This is a genomic window from Providencia rustigianii DSM 4541 (assembly GCF_000156395.1).
GTDB classification, from domain to species: Bacteria; Pseudomonadota; Gammaproteobacteria; order Enterobacterales; family Enterobacteriaceae; genus Providencia; species Providencia rustigianii.
Genome location: NZ_GG703818.1, coordinates 615,349 through 629,941 on the forward strand (window position 1 = coordinate 615,349; position 14,593 = coordinate 629,941).

The following is a 14,593-nucleotide window of genomic DNA, read 5'->3' on the forward strand; positions in this document are numbered from 1 at the left end:
TACTACATCATGACAACATCAAAGCGCTCTTGGCTATATAACGGCTCAATCTGCACTTTAACTTGTTTCCCTACAAAAATTTCCACTTCCGCTAATGCGTGGGATTCGTCTCCAGTGAGCACATCAACCACGGCTTGCGAAGCGTAGACTAAGAATCGGTCAGCATCAATGGTACGATGTACTCGCACGATTTCGCGCAAGATTTCGTAGCACACGGTTTCGACTGATTTAACGGTACCGCGTCCTTGGCAAGTCGGGCAATCATCACAGAGAACATGCTCAAGACTTTCACGGGTACGCTTACGTGTCATCTCAACTAATCCTAGCTGAGAAAAACCATTGATGGTGGTTTTGACTTTATCTTTACTCAATGCCTGTTCGAGCGAGGCTAAAACTCGGCGGCGATGCTCTACATCAATCATATCGATAAAGTCGATAATGATAATGCCCCCTAAATTTCTCAATCGTAACTGACGAGCAATGGCTTGGGTTGCTTCGATGTTGGTATTGAAAATCGTCTCTTCCAAATTACGATGACCAACAAAAGCGCCGGTATTAATATCAATGGTCGTCATGGCTTCAGTTTGATCAATTATCAGATAGCCACCCGATTTCAATTCAACTTTTCGCTCCATCGCTCGTTGAATTTCATTTTCCACATCGAACAAGTCAAAGATTGGCTGATTGCCTTGATAGAGTTCCAGTTTCGCTGTCATTTCAGGAACATACTCAGCAATAAACTCTTTTAATTCTGAATAGGTTAAGCGGGAATCGACACGAATACGGTCTAATGATGCCCCAGCAAAGTCACGAATGATCCGATAGGCTAATGAAAGCTCCCCGTAAATTTTAGTTCGAGTAACATTACGCTTTTTACGCTCGATGACTTTTGCCCACAGGCGTTTTAAAAACGCCGCATCTTGTTTCACATCGTCTTCAGCTACGCCTTCTGCTGCTGTACGAATGATAAAACCGCCATTTTCGTCACAATACTGAGCGACACACGCTTTTAAGCGCTCACGTTCTGCTTCACTTTCAATACGCTGAGAAACACCGACATGAGAAGCTCCGGGCATAAACACTAAGTAGCGAGAAGGAAGCGTGATATCCGTTGTGAGTCTAGCCCCTTTAGTTCCTAGAGGATCTTTGACCACTTGAACAATCAAATCTTGACCTTGCTTAACCAGCTCCGCAATGTCTCTTACATGGAAATTTTTCTGTTCATCACCCGCAATACATTCTGTGTGCGGCATAATATCAGAGGCGTGCAAAAAGGCGGCTTTATCCAGACCAATATCAACAAAGGCCGCCTGCATGCCAGGCAATACGCGACTCACGCGACCTTTGTAAATATTCCCTACCAGTCCTCTTTTCGCTTCTCGCTCAACATGTATTTCTTGTAAGATCCCACCATCAATGTAAGCAACGCGCGTTTCAGATGGTGTTACGTTTACTAATAGTTCCGTAGTCATGACTTCCCCTTCCCATCACCTAACGCTAAAAATCGTTGTATTAACTCTTCCGTTTCCACAAGTGGTAAACCCACTACTGCATGATAACTACCATTGATTCGGCGTATAAAGCGTCCACCAAGGCCTTGAATTCCATAAGCGCCCGCTTTATCCATCGGTTCACCGGAATCTATATAATCCTGTATTTCAGTTAAAGATAACTCGCGGAATGTCACATCTGTCGTAATCAATGCGGTCAATGTTTCATGAGAGTTCGACAATGCAATCGCTGTCATCACCTGATGCGTCTTACCAGAAAGGTCACTGAGAATTTGTTGGGCATGAGCGGAATCTCTGGGTTTTTCTAATATTTTCCCATCAAGCACGACAATGGTATCAGCCCCTAGAACAGGGTGATCTTCTGGAGCAATCGCAACGCCAGCTAATGATTTATCTCGCGCTAAGCGCTGTACATACTCTTGCGGTGATTCTCCAACTTGCCATTTTTCTTCTACGTCAGGGCGTAGAATTTCAAATGGGTAACCAAGGAGTTGCACTAATTCACGCCGTCTAGGTGAACCTGATGCCAGATAAATTAAGCTCATAAATCGTCTTTCCAGTTATCGTCAACAGCCACATCTTAACATACTGAAAACTGGCGACGAATTTTTCGTAATAGCAAAAATAACCATGGCCACAGAATACCATTCACTAAACTATTCCAGAATACTTGAGGATGGAATAATACCTGCGAAGAGATAAATTCAGCCCAAAAAACAGCCAAATCTTGTACTGCGGTCAGTAAAACAATCACTAAAGCTTGCTGCCAAAGTGCCATATTACGTAGTAATTGATGTTTATAGGCAACTAAATAGCAAATGATACTGAATGACAGGGCATGAACGCCCAACGCAGAGCCTTGAATAGAGTCGACAATGATCCCTAAGATGAAGCTGGTTCCCACACTGACTCTATGCGGTAATGCCATCACCCAGTAGATTAAAATCAATAGCAGCCATGTTGGTCGATAAAATGCTAGCTGCTCAGGCCAAGGCATCACCTGCAAAATCAGTGCGATAAAAAATGATAACCAAATAATGGCGCGACCATTACCGCGGTACTCATCCATTGTTGTTAATCCTCCTACCCAATACCATACAATTCGCCCATTCCTTATTGTGGTTGAGGCGCCGCTTGCTCAGCGGGTTGCATGGATGATGGTAATGGTGGCCCCTGAATTTCGCTCGGCGTTGGGAGAACTTGAGGCAAGACTTTCATCAAGCGCTCATTTGCAGCACGGTAAACATCCGAAGGCCGCAATGCCGTATTAGGATCACTTTCATTACCCCATAAAAGGAGCAAATAACGTAGACGTTGTAACTCAGCACTTGGTCTTGCTGAAATAATGGTATACGCACGTTGTGTATCGTGTTTGACCGCCGAAACAACCGCAACTGGATAACCTTCAGGGAAACGTCCCCCTAATCCTGACGTCACTAACACATCACCAACACGGATATCCGTATTTTCTGGCAGAGGCTCCAACTGTAGATCATCGGCACAACCGGAACCCGCAGCGATGACTCGGATATCATTGCGTAGGACTTGTACTGGCAGCGCATGCGCAGTGTCGCAAATTAATAATACGCGACTATTGAAATTACTGGTTCCGACGACTTGCCCAACAACCCCTTTATCACTGATAACAGGTTGCCCATCATAAACACCGTCATTACTCCCTTTATCGATCACAACTTGATCTCGGTAAGGCGTATTTGCGCCTGAAATGACTTGGGTCACCATCATGTGTTCATCTTGGCGTAGTGGAGAACCCAGTAATTCACGCAGACGGGCATTTTCTTGCTTCAATTGCTCAAGAAGTAAGTTATCTGCTTTTTTCAGCAGTAATTCTTGGCGTAGCGCTTTATTTTCAAATTGAAGTTGGTCTCGAGTTGAAAAGTTCTCGGAGATATTATCAAGAAACTGACGAGGTCCGTTGGCTAAAAAATAGAATGGGCTAACCGCCGTGTCTAAATAATTACGGATTTTATTGAAAGGCTCAAAACGATGGTCAATCACCACCAGCACTAATGCAATTATAACTGCAATAAAAATGCGTAACTGTAGGGAAGGACCTCGCCTAAAAATTGGCTTCATGTATGGCTACGTTTCGCTAATGTCGGAGAATAAAAAAATAGTCAAAGCAACTGGAGCAAAACCCCAGTTGCCTATGGCGTGATTTAGTCTTCGCTAAACAAGTCACCACCGTGCATATCGATCATCTCTAACGCTTTACCGCCACCACGGGCAACACAGGTTAAAGGATCTTCAGCAACGATAACTGGGATACCAGTCTCTTCCATTAATAAACGATCTAAATTACGCAGGAGAGCACCACCGCCCGTCAATACCATTCCGCGCTCTGAAATATCAGAGGCTAATTCTGGTGGACACTGTTCTAACGCTAACATAACCGCGCTAACAATACCGGTTAACGGTTCTTGTAACGCTTCTAAGATTTCGTTGGAGTTCATTTTGAAACCGCGAGGTACACCTTCAGCAAGGTTACGACCACGAACTTCAATTTCATAAACTTCATCAGTTGGGAAAGCCGAGCCGATTCCGTGTTTGATTCGCTCAGCAGTCGCTTCACCAATCAGAGAACCATAGTTACGGCGCACGTAATTGATAATTGACTCGTCAAAACGGTCACCACCAATACGTACAGAAGAAGAGTAAACAACACCATTCAGGGAGATAACGGCAACTTCAGTTGTACCACCGCCGATATCCACCACCATAGAACCCGTTGCTTCAGATACTGGTAAGCCAGCTCCGATTGCAGCCGCCATAGGCTCTTCAATTAAGAAGACTTCGCGAGCACCAGCACTTAATGCTGATTCGCGGATGGCTTTACGCTCAACTTGCGTTGCACCGACAGGCACACAAACTAACACGCGTGGGCTTGGGCGTAAGAAACTGTTGCTGTGAACTTGCTTAATGAAGTGTTGTAACATTTTTTCGGTTAGGAAAAAGTCTGCAATCACCCCATCTTTCATTGGGCGAATAGCTGAAATGTTACCCGGTGTACGCCCCAGCATCTGCTTAGCTTCACCACCAACCGCAGCAACACTTTTTGCCGAACCGGAACGGTCTTGGCGAATAGCGACAACAGAAGGTTCATTTAATTTGACGCCTTGTCCTTTGACATAAATGAGGGTATTGGCAGTACCCAAGTCAATCGACAGGTCATTAGAAAACATGCCACGAAATTTTTTAAACATAACGAAAGGGTTATCCTGCAAGCTGGGGACGAATAAAAACCCGTCTACTCTACCAACCACTTGAAGTTGCCTCAAGGCGTAAATCAATCACTTCATAAATATGGTTAATTCATTTATTTTCACATACTAATATTGTACATGCTTCTATACTAAACGAAGCAGATAAAAACCTCGAAAGCGACCGCTAATTCATACGTTACTGTTATCGAAAACTATTCACGCACAAATCAAGGACAGCCATCTGGTTGTTATATACTCCATCTTTATGGTCTTCCCAGTGTGACAAGCTTTAACGCCTACAAGTTCAAATATAATTTATCTATTTTAATTATTGCTATACAACCCGCTTTTTACCAACAAAATAAGTGAACTTAAATCTAGTGAATTCTATTATCAACCAAAAATAAGGCTTAAATATATCTATATGCCGATGTATAAGTCAGAGTAGGACATTTTGCATGATAAAAGCCTAGTTATGCCAGTAAAAAAATGCATTTTTACAAATTAATTACACAAGTAAAAATGCAAACACCATAATGGGGTCAAGGAAAACAATTTTGCCTATGTGTAAATTAAAAAATATTTTTAATTCATCAATTAGGGGTAGATCATGAAAGCGCTTATTTTGCATCGACAAAACGACAGTATTACTCCGGAAATTAGCCACATCTCCACTGAAGATTTACCTGCGGGTGATGTGATTGTTGATATTCACTGGTCAACAATTAACTATAAAGACGCGTTAGCTATCAACGGAAAAGCGGGAGTCGTTCGCCAATATCCGATGATTCCAGGCATAGATTTCTCTGGTATTGTTCACCATAGCGAAGATCCTCGTTTTCGTATTGGGCAGCATGTACTCTTAACCGGATGGGGTGTTGGCGAAAATCATTGGGGTGGATTAGCAAGCCAAGCTAGAGTGCCAGCAGACTATTTAACTCCCCTACCTGAAGCTTTATCACTGAAACACGCAATGATTATTGGAACCGCAGGATTTACGGCAATGCTCTGTGTCAATGCTCTCGAAGACGCTGGCATCACCCCAGAAAGTGGTGAAATTATTGTCAGTGGTGCCAGCGGCGGTGTCGGAAGTATTGCTACCCAACTGTTATCAATATTAGGCTATCACGTGGTTGCCATTTCAGGACGACCTGAAAATTACGACTATCTTCAACAAATTGGCGCAAAAAGTGTGCTTCCTCGCCATGATTTCACTAACCCCGCGAAGCCTCTCGACAAACAACGTTGGGCTGGTGCTGTTGATACTGTCGGCGGAGACGTTCTCGCCAATATTTTAGCGCAAATCAATTATAATGGTGCCGTTGCCGCGTGCGGATTAGCTGGCGGGATAGCATTACCAACTACCGTTATGCCGTTTATCTTACGCAATATTCGCTTACAAGGCGTAGATTCTGTCTACTACCCTGCGGCTAAACGTCAAAAAGTCTGGGAGCGACTCACACAATTACTTCCTGAAAGCTTCTATGGCCAAGTTAGCCGTGAAATTACACTAGAAGAAACCGTAGAGTGCGCCAAAAAACTCTTAAAAAATCAGATTACAGGGCGTACCCTAGTTAACCTTCAAATTTAAATCATCTACTTTTGAAATAGTGCTGTAACTATGTGGATTACCCCACAATTTATAAAATAAATTCAGGTAATTTCTCTGATAAGACCAGTATTTTGCTGCTATATGCGACGAAATAATTATAATGACCGTCCTTGTCAGTAGAAAATCTATTTATTTTTATGATAAAAGATGACAAACCGGTGACATAGAGTTATGTTGTCGGATTATTGACATATCGTCGGAGTTAGCAACACAATGACAGAAGATATTCATATTTTGCTCCTTAACGGACCGAACCTAAATATGCTGGGTTCGAGAGAACCAGACAAGTATGGACCTCGTCCTCTTTCTGAAATTGTATCGAACCTGATGCAAGAAGCAGAGAATTTAGGGGTGAAGTTGAGCCATTTTCAGTCAAACGCAGAGCATGAGCTAATCGATAGAGTCCATGCTGCAAAAGATAACACTGATTATATTCTAATCAATCCGGCCGCATTTACGCATACGAGTGTTGCTTTGCGTGATGCGCTATTAGCAGTTTGTATTCCGTTTATCGAAATTCATCTGTCTAATATTTATGCTAGAGAACTCTTTCGCCATCATTCTTATTTCTCCGATATGTCAAATGGAGTTATTTGTGGTCTTGGCGCAGAGGGTTACAGTTTTGCATTGCAAGCCGCGGTTAACCGTGTGCGACAAATTAATTCAATCCAAATATAAGAGTACGGAATCATATCCATGGATATTCGTAAGATTAAAAAGCTGATCGAGCTAGTTGAAGAGTCTGGCATTTCTGAACTGGAAATTTCTGAAGGTGAAGAGTCAGTACGTATCAGTCGCATGTCAGCAGCGCCTCAAATGATGGCCGCTCCTCAGCAGTTTTACTCAGCACCTACTGCACAACAACCCGCATTATCTAATGCCGTTGCGCCTGCACAAGATGCTGTAACACCAGTCGCTACAGCGGCAGTTTCTGGTCACCAAGTTCGCTCACCAATGGTTGGTACTTTCTACCGTTCTCCGAGCCCAGAAGCCAAACCATTCGTTGAAGTTGGTCAAACAGTGAATGTTGGTGATCCTCTTTGCATCGTTGAAGCGATGAAAATGATGAACCAAATCGAAGCAGATAAAGCTGGTGTTGTTAAAGCTATTTTGTTGCAAAACGGTGATGCAATAGAATTTGACGAGCCATTAGTTGTCATCGAATAACGAGGCGTTTCCATGTTGGAAAAAATTGTTATCGCGAACCGTGGGGAAATTGCACTGCGTATTCTGCGTGCATGTAAAGAACTCGGCATTAAAACTGTTGCGGTTCACTCCACGGCAGATAGAGATTTAAAACACGTGTTGCTGGCAGATGAAACAATCTGCATCGGTCCAGCAGCATCAGCCAAAAGCTACTTAAATGTTCCAGCAATCATTGCGGCGGCTGAAATTTCAGGCGCACAAGCTATTCACCCAGGATACGGCTTCCTGTCTGAAAATGCGGATTTTGCAGAACAAGTAGAGCAATCAGGCTTTATTTTTATCGGCCCAAGAGCTGAAACTATCCGCCTAATGGGTGACAAAGTTTCGGCAATTAGCGCGATGAAAAAAGCCGGTGTTCCTTGCGTACCGGGTTCTGACGGCCCATTAGGCAACGACACAGAAAAAAACAAAGAAATTGCTAAACGCATCGGTTTCCCTGTCATCATCAAAGCATCTGGTGGTGGTGGTGGTCGTGGTATGCGCGTCGTTCGCAATGCAAAAGATTTAGAATCATCGATTAACCTGACTCGCGCTGAAGCAAAAGCCGCATTCAACAATGACATGGTTTACATGGAGAAATACCTTGAAAACCCACGTCACGTTGAAATTCAAGTCATGGCCGATGGTCAAGGCCATGCGGTCTACTTAGCAGAGCGTGACTGTTCAATGCAACGTCGCCACCAAAAAGTGGTTGAAGAGGCACCAGCACCGGGAATTACACCGGAAATTCGCCGTAATATCGGTGAGCGCTGTGCCAACGCATGTATTGAAATTGGTTACCGTGGTGCAGGTACCTTTGAGTTCTTATATGAAAACGGTGAATTTTATTTCATTGAAATGAATACCCGTATTCAGGTTGAGCATCCAGTAACAGAAATGATCACTGGCATTGACTTAATCAAAGAACAACTGCGTGTTGCATCTGGATTACCCCTGTCTGTGACTCAGGATCAAATCAATGTTCACGGTCATGCGATTGAATGTCGTATCAACGCAGAAGACGCGAACACATTTCTGCCAAGTCCAGGTAAAATCACCCGTTTCCACTCTCCAGGTGGCTTCGGTGTTCGTTGGGAATCACATATTTACGCGGGCTACACTGTACCTCCGTACTATGATTCCATGATTGGTAAATTAATCACCTACGGTGAAACTCGTGAAATCGCTATTGCTCGTATGAAGAATGCGCTGAACGAGCTGATCATCGATGGCATTAAAACCAATATCGAACTGCAACAAATGATCATGAATGATGAAAACTTCGCCAAAGGTGGGACTAACATCCACTATTTGGAGAAAAAACTCGGTATTCAAGAATAATTACTTGAATCATTGAGATTTATCATCAAAAAACATGAATACCGGAAAGTACATTTCCGGTATTTTTTTGTTTTGAATTCATCAGATTATTGCTTTTGTTTCGCTATTTTTCACACTCAATCATTAGATTGTCGTACAATCCCCGATTATTTTTGTCACCATGAGGAGGAAAAACGGATGGATAAACGTTTTCTTCAATCAAACAGGGAAGCTCGCTGGGCACTGTATCTCACAATTGCCTATATGATCGGCTGGATAATCAGTGCTTACTTACCCAGTAATGCCATTGGTGTTACTGGACTACCATTATGGTTTGAATGGTCATGTCTGATTCTTCCCATCATTTTTATTTTACTGTGCATCATGATGGTTAAACTCATTTTCAAAGATATCCCTCTGGAGGAGAAAGATGCAGACTGAAGTTCTCCTACCCTTAATTGGTTATCTCATCCTCGTCTTTCTCCTTTCACTCTATGCGTACAAAAAACGCACTAAAGGGGAGTTTCTTAACGAGTATTTCTTAGGTAACCGTTCCATGGGCGGCTTTGTGCTCGCCATGACCATTACGGCAACCTATATCAGCGCCAGTTCATTTATTGGCGGACCGGGAGCTGCATACAAATACGGGCTAGGCTGGGTGCTTCTCTCCATGATCCAGTTACCTGCAATTTGGCTTTCCCTCGGCGTTCTAGGTAAAAAATTCGCAATTTTGGCACGACGTTATAATGCCGTTACCTTAAATGACATGCTATATGCCCGCTATCAAAGCCGCTTTTTAGTCTGGTTTGCCAGTGTCAGCTTATTGATCGCTTTCTTTGGGGCGATGACTGTGCAATTTATCGGTGGTGCGCGGTTATTAGAAACCGCCGCAGGCATTCCTTACACGTATGGGCTGCTCATTTTTGGTATCTCAATTGCACTGTATACCGCCATTGGTGGTTTCCGTGCCAGTGTGCTGAACGATGCCCTCCAAGGGCTAGTTATGCTGCTGGGTACCGTAATTTTATTAGTCGCCATTATCTATCATGCAGGAGGATTACCTGCTGCCGTAGAAAAACTGCATTCCATTGATCCAAAATTGGTTTCTCCAGAAGGTGCTGACGACATATTAAGTGGTCCATTCTTAGCGTCATTTTGGGTTTTAGTCTGTTTCGGCGTAATTGGCTTGCCCCATACTGCGGTACGTTGTATTTCGTACAAAGACAGTAAAGCTGTCCATAAAGGAATTATCTTGGGCACCATCGTCATGGCAATCTTGATGTTTGGTATGCACTTTGCGGGGGCTTTAGGTCGCGCAATATTGCCGGATTTAACTATTCCTGACCAAGTAATCCCAACCTTAATGGTACAAGTATTGCCACCATTTGCTGCGGGTATTTTCTTAGCGGCCCCAATGGCCGCTATCATGTCGACCATTAACGCCCAGTTATTGCAGTCATCAGCAACGATTGTGAAAGATATTTATCTCAATACGGTGCCTAAACAGATTACTAATGAGAAAAGACTGGCGCGTATTTCCAGTTTCTCAACCTTAATTTTAGGAGCGTTATTGCTGATTGCCGCTTGGAACCCACCACAGATGATCATCTGGTTAAATTTATTAGCCTTTGGTGGTTTAGAGGCGGTATTCCTCTGGCCATTAGTCCTAGGACTGTATTGGGAAAAAGCCAATGGAACAGGCGCCTTGAGTGGAATGATCGTAGGCGGCGTTTGCTACGCCATTTTCGCCTCATTCAAGATTGAAATTATGGGCTTCCACGCCATCGTTCCGTCGCTGCTCCTCAGTTTAGCTGCATTTTTGGTGGGTAACCTTTTTGGTAAAAACCCCGTACAATCGGCAGCAAATGAACTATCAACAAATTAGAATTTAAGATAAGAGAAACGAATATGCCTTGGATACAAATCAGACTAAATTCAAATGCAAGCAATGCAGAAGCACTTGGCGATGAATTAATGGAAACCGGCGCTGTTTCTGTTACTTTTCAAGATAGCCATGACACCCCAGTATTTGAGCCACTACCGGGCGAAACACGTTTATGGGGCGATACCGATGTTATTGCGCTGTATGATGCTGAAACTGACATGAAACTCGTGATAGCACAGCTAGAAAATAGTCCTTTGCTGGGTGCAGGTTTCGTTCATAAAATTGAACAGATTGAAGATAAAGACTGGGAACGTGAATGGATGGATAACTTCCACCCAATGCGTTTTGGTCAACGTTTATGGATCTGCCCAAGCTGGCGCGATGTACCAGACCCAACCGCCGTCAACGTGATGCTAGATCCGGGATTGGCATTCGGTACTGGTACCCACCCAACAACATCTTTGTGTCTTGAATGGCTTGATGGGATTGATCTTGAAGGTAAAACCGTGATCGACTTTGGCTGTGGATCCGGTATTTTGGCCATTGCCGCACTAAAATTAGGTGCCGCCCATGCCATCGGGATCGATATTGATCCTCAAGCGATAACCGCAAGTCGAGATAATGCTGAACGTAACGGCGTCTCAGAGCGTTTATCCCTCTATCTAGCGAAAGACCAACCTCAAGACTTACAAGCCGATGTGGTGGTTGCTAACATCCTTGCTGGCCCATTACGCGAACTGGCTCCAATGATTAGTGTTCTACCTCGTGCTGGGGGATTATTAGGCCTTTCTGGTGTTCTGGCGACACAAGCTGAAAGTGTGGCGGATGCTTATCGTGCTGACTTCGAAATTGACCCTGTCGCAGAGAAAGATGAATGGTGCCGGATCACTGGTGTCAAGCATTTTTAAAGGGTTTGCGATAAAAATCGAAGAATAATTTCTTTGTAATTAATTGCGGAATGGATTATCTTATAGCTCAAATATTGCTCAGCAATTGATGGTAATCTGTTCTGCTCGAGAACTGAACAGGCAATAATCAAAGTAATCGTTCTTTTAATGATTTGCTGTTAGAAACCATCTAACGGATTGTTAAATAACACTAATTTCATGATTTTTAAAAAATCAAGATAAAAAAGTTAGTGATAAATACGCGTTTGCTCAAAGTTTGTCCTTTCATATCTCGTAAAAAATGCGTAATATACGCGCCCTTGCAGTCACAGTATGGCCCCCATTTTAGTTATGCGAATCGGACAATATCAGTTGAGAAACTGTCTTATTGCTGCCCCCATGGCAGGCATTACAGATAAACCTTTTAGGACTCTCTGTTATGCGATGGGTGCTGGAATGACAGTATCGGAGATGCTTTCTTCTAATCCTCAAGTATGGAAGACAGACAAATCTAAGCTCAGAATGGTTCACCGTGATGAACTCGGGGTGCGTTCCGTTCAAATAGCTGGCAATGATCCTGATGAAATGGCCGCAGCAGCTCAAATTAACGTTGAGAGCGGCGCTCAAATCATTGATATCAATATGGGTTGCCCAGCTAAGAAAGTGAATCGTAAGCTTGCAGGCTCAGCATTACTGCGTTATCCGGAGATTGTTAAATCAATCCTAGAGACCGTTGTAAAATCTGTGGATGTTCCAGTAACACTGAAAATCCGCACAGGCTGGTCACCTGAAGAGCGTAACTGCATAGAGATTGCCAAGTTGGCCGAAGATTGTGGCATTCAAGCTCTCACCATTCATGGCAGAACTAGAGCCTGTTTATTTAATGGTGAAGCTGAATATGACAATATTCGGGCAGTTAAGCAGACTGTTTCCATTCCGGTTATTGCCAATGGCGACATTACTGACCCGCTAAAAGCCAGAGCTGTTTTAGACTACACAGGGGCGGATGCCTTGATGGTAGGCAGAGCAGCTCAGGGAAGACCCTGGATCTTTCGGGAAATCCAGCATTATCTGGACACAGGTGAAATATTGCCACCAATGCCTATGGCAGAGGTGAAAAGCACTATGTTAGGGCATGTACGGGAATTGCACGACTTTTATGGTCAAGGCAAGGGAGCCCGTATAGCGCGCAAACATGTTTCTTGGTACTTACAAGAACATGCACCTGATGACCAGTTTAGGCGCTCCTTCAACGCCATTGAGGATGCCAGCGAACAGCTGGAGGTGTTGGAAGCATTTTTTGAAAATTTTTGCGTAATTAAAAGATAAGAGCTGACAGAACTATGTTCGAACAACGCGTAAATTCTGACGTACTAACCGTTGCAACTGTAAATTCACAAGATCAAGTAACACAAAAACCGTTGCGTGATTCAGTTAAGCAAGCACTGAAGAACTATTTTGCTCAATTAAATAACCAAGATGTTAACGATTTATATGAGCTAGTATTGGCTGAAGTAGAACAGCCTTTGTTGGACATGGTTATGCAATATACCCGTGGAAACCAGACCCGTGCAGCCCTAATGATGGGTATCAACCGCGGAACTCTGCGTAAGAAACTGAAAAAATACGGCATGAACTAATCCTAGTCGGTTAATGCAGTGTTTTTAGAAGCCCTTTCTGATGTTAGAAAGGGCTTTTTTGTACTTAATGATTACCTCACCCCCTATGTCGTTCCTTCGAAATAATCACTCGCCTTTCTAATACGATAATTATTTATTTTACAAATAAATCAATCTTATTTTAATCCTATGCTTTATTCATGAGCATCATCACAATTAATAAAATCCTATTTTTTAACCCTTGCTATTTTCCAGCTAGATTTATAAATTCAAAAATCTTATTACACTCACCAATAAAAATTGGCCATGGAAATTAAAAGGATTTGAATGATAACTATTGATTTAAGAAGTGATACGCTGACAAGAATAAATAAAGAAGACTTGAATAATATAAATTACAATTATATTAGTGATGATTGTTACAATGAAGATATTTACGTGAAAGAATTAGAATCTTATATCTCTCAACTTTTTAATAAAGAAAGTGCCTTATTTATGCCATCCGGTACGATGAGCAATCAAATTGGTTTAAAAGTTTTATCCTCTTTAGGCGATGAAGTTATTACTGAAGTTGGCTACCATATTTGTTTTTTTGAATCAGCCCAAACTTCGATACTCAGTGGTTTAATTATTAATAATGTTAAAACTAAAAATGGTATTTTAACTGAAAAAGACGTTATTCAAGCTATTAATAATAAGGCCCGTTGGTCCAATTTATACGCCTCGCCCAAAATCATAGCGATAGAAAGCAGCATAAGTACCTACGGTGGAATCACATTCCCATTAGCCGAAATAAAAAAACTCAAGCAGCTATGCATTGAAAAAAATATGTCACTATTTTTGGATGGTGCGCGAGTATTAAATAGCTGCATCTCTCTTGGTATCCCTCCACAGGAATATGTTAAAGATGTTGACCTTCTCAATATCTGCTTGTCAAAAGGCATTGGGGCGCCATTTGGGTCAGTGCTAGTGGGCGAAAAACATCATATAGAAAAAGCGAAACGCTTCAGAAAGTGGTACGGCGGAGCATTACACCAATCAGGGTTACTGGCGGCGATTGCCTTAAATAAACTTGAGCATTATGAATCAAGGCTACGCACTGACCATAAAAATGCGGTTCATCTTGCGTCTATTGCATCAAAGTATTTTCAATTAGCTTACCCTGTGGAAACCAATATTGTCATGGTAAAAACTCAAGATGCAAATAATTTTGTGCACTCACTAAAAAGCCATGGAATATTATCGACTGCTTGGACATCCGATATTGTACGTTTTGTTACTAGCAGTAATATTTCAGAGTCTATGATAATGCAGATAGACTCCCTATTTCAAAAAATAGAATTTTTTTAA

General features: G+C 42.6%; 15 protein-coding genes. 10 read left to right on the forward strand and 5 right to left on the reverse strand.

Features of this window, described 5'->3' with window-relative positions; genetic code table 11:
- Positions 1 to 2: 2 nt before the first annotated feature.
- From rng to PROVRUST_RS07935, 5 genes are all read right to left on the reverse strand, one after another.
- Entirely contained in the window at positions 3 to 1,472 is a 1,470-nt protein-coding gene (gene rng, locus PROVRUST_RS07915) for a ribonuclease G (protein WP_006814246.1), read from the reverse strand.
- Entirely contained in the window at positions 1,469 to 2,056 is a 588-nt protein-coding gene (locus PROVRUST_RS07920) for a Maf family protein (protein ID WP_006814247.1), read from the reverse strand. The genes rng and PROVRUST_RS07920 overlap by 4 nt, the downstream gene beginning before the upstream one ends.
- A 35-nt stretch (positions 2,057 to 2,091) precedes the next feature.
- The gene (gene mreD, locus PROVRUST_RS07925; RefSeq protein ID WP_006814248.1) at positions 2,092 to 2,580 is read right to left on the reverse strand and encodes a rod shape-determining protein MreD; all 489 of its coding nucleotides are present in this window, start codon (positions 2,578 to 2,580) and stop codon (positions 2,092 to 2,094) included.
- A 44-nt stretch (positions 2,581 to 2,624) separates the two neighbouring features.
- Entirely contained in the window at positions 2,625 to 3,608 is a 984-nt protein-coding gene (mreC, locus tag PROVRUST_RS07930; protein ID WP_006814249.1) for a rod shape-determining protein MreC, read from the reverse strand.
- An 83-nt stretch (positions 3,609 to 3,691) separates the two neighbouring features.
- The gene (locus PROVRUST_RS07935) at positions 3,692 to 4,735 is read right to left on the reverse strand and encodes a rod shape-determining protein (protein ID WP_039854762.1); all 1,044 of its coding nucleotides are present in this window, start codon (positions 4,733 to 4,735) and stop codon (positions 3,692 to 3,694) included.
- A gap of 610 nt (positions 4,736 to 5,345) precedes the next feature.
- Between PROVRUST_RS07935 and acuI the strand changes: the two genes are divergently transcribed.
- From acuI to PROVRUST_RS07985, 10 genes are all read left to right on the forward strand, one after another.
- Positions 5,346 to 6,326 carry an acrylyl-CoA reductase (NADPH) gene (gene acuI, locus PROVRUST_RS07940; RefSeq protein ID WP_006814252.1) on the forward strand — a complete coding sequence of 327 codons (981 nt, stop codon included), beginning with the start codon at positions 5,346 to 5,348 and terminating at the stop codon, positions 6,324 to 6,326.
- A 234-nt stretch (positions 6,327 to 6,560) separates the two neighbouring features.
- Positions 6,561 to 7,025: a type II 3-dehydroquinate dehydratase gene (aroQ, locus tag PROVRUST_RS07945; protein ID WP_006814253.1), complete on the forward strand. Its 465-nt coding sequence runs from the start codon at positions 6,561 to 6,563 to the stop codon at positions 7,023 to 7,025.
- Between the two features lie 18 nt (positions 7,026 to 7,043).
- Positions 7,044 to 7,514 carry an acetyl-CoA carboxylase biotin carboxyl carrier protein gene (accB, locus tag PROVRUST_RS07950; RefSeq protein WP_006814254.1) on the forward strand — a complete coding sequence of 157 codons (471 nt, stop codon included), beginning with the start codon at positions 7,044 to 7,046 and terminating at the stop codon, positions 7,512 to 7,514.
- 12 nt (positions 7,515 to 7,526) lie between these two features.
- Positions 7,527 to 8,873 (forward strand): acetyl-CoA carboxylase biotin carboxylase subunit, encoded by a 1,347-nt coding sequence (accC, locus tag PROVRUST_RS07955; RefSeq protein ID WP_006814255.1) that lies wholly within the window; start codon positions 7,527 to 7,529, stop codon positions 8,871 to 8,873.
- A 177-nt stretch (positions 8,874 to 9,050) separates the two neighbouring features.
- A complete protein-coding gene (locus PROVRUST_RS07960; RefSeq protein ID WP_006814256.1) occupies positions 9,051 to 9,293 on the forward strand; it encodes a DUF997 family protein in 243 nt (80 codons plus the stop codon).
- Positions 9,283 to 10,737 carry a sodium/pantothenate symporter gene (gene panF, locus PROVRUST_RS07965; RefSeq protein WP_006814257.1) on the forward strand — a complete coding sequence of 485 codons (1,455 nt, stop codon included), beginning with the start codon at positions 9,283 to 9,285 and terminating at the stop codon, positions 10,735 to 10,737. Before PROVRUST_RS07960 ends, panF begins: the two co-directional genes overlap by 11 nt.
- 23 nt (positions 10,738 to 10,760) lie before the next feature.
- Positions 10,761 to 11,645, forward strand: a complete 885-nt coding sequence (gene prmA / locus PROVRUST_RS07970; protein ID WP_006814258.1) for a 50S ribosomal protein L11 methyltransferase — start codon at positions 10,761 to 10,763, stop codon at positions 11,643 to 11,645.
- 330 nt (positions 11,646 to 11,975) lie between these two features.
- Positions 11,976 to 12,953 carry a tRNA dihydrouridine synthase DusB gene (dusB, locus tag PROVRUST_RS07975; protein WP_039854958.1) on the forward strand — a complete coding sequence of 326 codons (978 nt, stop codon included), beginning with the start codon at positions 11,976 to 11,978 and terminating at the stop codon, positions 12,951 to 12,953.
- A 14-nt stretch (positions 12,954 to 12,967) separates the two neighbouring features.
- Entirely contained in the window at positions 12,968 to 13,264 is a 297-nt protein-coding gene (gene fis / locus PROVRUST_RS07980; RefSeq protein ID WP_004258438.1) for a DNA-binding transcriptional regulator Fis, read from the forward strand.
- A gap of 306 nt (positions 13,265 to 13,570) precedes the next feature.
- Complete coding sequence (locus PROVRUST_RS07985) at positions 13,571 to 14,593, forward strand: threonine aldolase family protein (RefSeq protein WP_006814260.1); 1,023 nt, start codon at positions 13,571 to 13,573, stop codon at positions 14,591 to 14,593.

What these genes read in the sequence shown, in the direction of transcription:
- rng (WP_006814246.1), bottom strand. Translation starts at nt 1,472, where the DNA reads ATGACTACGGAACTATTAGTAAACGTAACACCATCTGAAACGCGCGTT.
- PROVRUST_RS07920 (WP_006814247.1), bottom strand. Translation starts at nt 2,056, where the DNA reads ATGAGCTTAATTTATCTGGCATCAGGTTCACCTAGACGGCGTGAATTA.
- mreD (WP_006814248.1), bottom strand. Translation starts at nt 2,580, where the DNA reads ATGGATGAGTACCGCGGTAATGGTCGCGCCATTATTTGGTTATCATTT.
- mreC (WP_006814249.1), bottom strand. Translation starts at nt 3,608, where the DNA reads ATGAAGCCAATTTTTAGGCGAGGTCCTTCCCTACAGTTACGCATTTTT.
- PROVRUST_RS07935 (WP_039854762.1), bottom strand. Translation starts at nt 4,735, where the DNA reads ATGTTTAAAAAATTTCGTGGCATGTTTTCTAATGACCTGTCGATTGAC.
- acuI (WP_006814252.1), top strand. Translation starts at nt 5,346, where the DNA reads ATGAAAGCGCTTATTTTGCATCGACAAAACGACAGTATTACTCCGGAA.
- aroQ (WP_006814253.1), top strand. Translation starts at nt 6,561, where the DNA reads ATGACAGAAGATATTCATATTTTGCTCCTTAACGGACCGAACCTAAAT.
- accB (WP_006814254.1), top strand. Translation starts at nt 7,044, where the DNA reads ATGGATATTCGTAAGATTAAAAAGCTGATCGAGCTAGTTGAAGAGTCT.
- accC (WP_006814255.1), top strand. Translation starts at nt 7,527, where the DNA reads ATGTTGGAAAAAATTGTTATCGCGAACCGTGGGGAAATTGCACTGCGT.
- PROVRUST_RS07960 (WP_006814256.1), top strand. Translation starts at nt 9,051, where the DNA reads ATGGATAAACGTTTTCTTCAATCAAACAGGGAAGCTCGCTGGGCACTG.
- panF (WP_006814257.1), top strand. Translation starts at nt 9,283, where the DNA reads ATGCAGACTGAAGTTCTCCTACCCTTAATTGGTTATCTCATCCTCGTC.
- prmA (WP_006814258.1), top strand. Translation starts at nt 10,761, where the DNA reads ATGCCTTGGATACAAATCAGACTAAATTCAAATGCAAGCAATGCAGAA.
- dusB (WP_039854958.1), top strand. Translation starts at nt 11,976, where the DNA reads ATGCGAATCGGACAATATCAGTTGAGAAACTGTCTTATTGCTGCCCCC.
- fis (WP_004258438.1), top strand. Translation starts at nt 12,968, where the DNA reads ATGTTCGAACAACGCGTAAATTCTGACGTACTAACCGTTGCAACTGTA.
- PROVRUST_RS07985 (WP_006814260.1), top strand. Translation starts at nt 13,571, where the DNA reads ATGATAACTATTGATTTAAGAAGTGATACGCTGACAAGAATAAATAAA.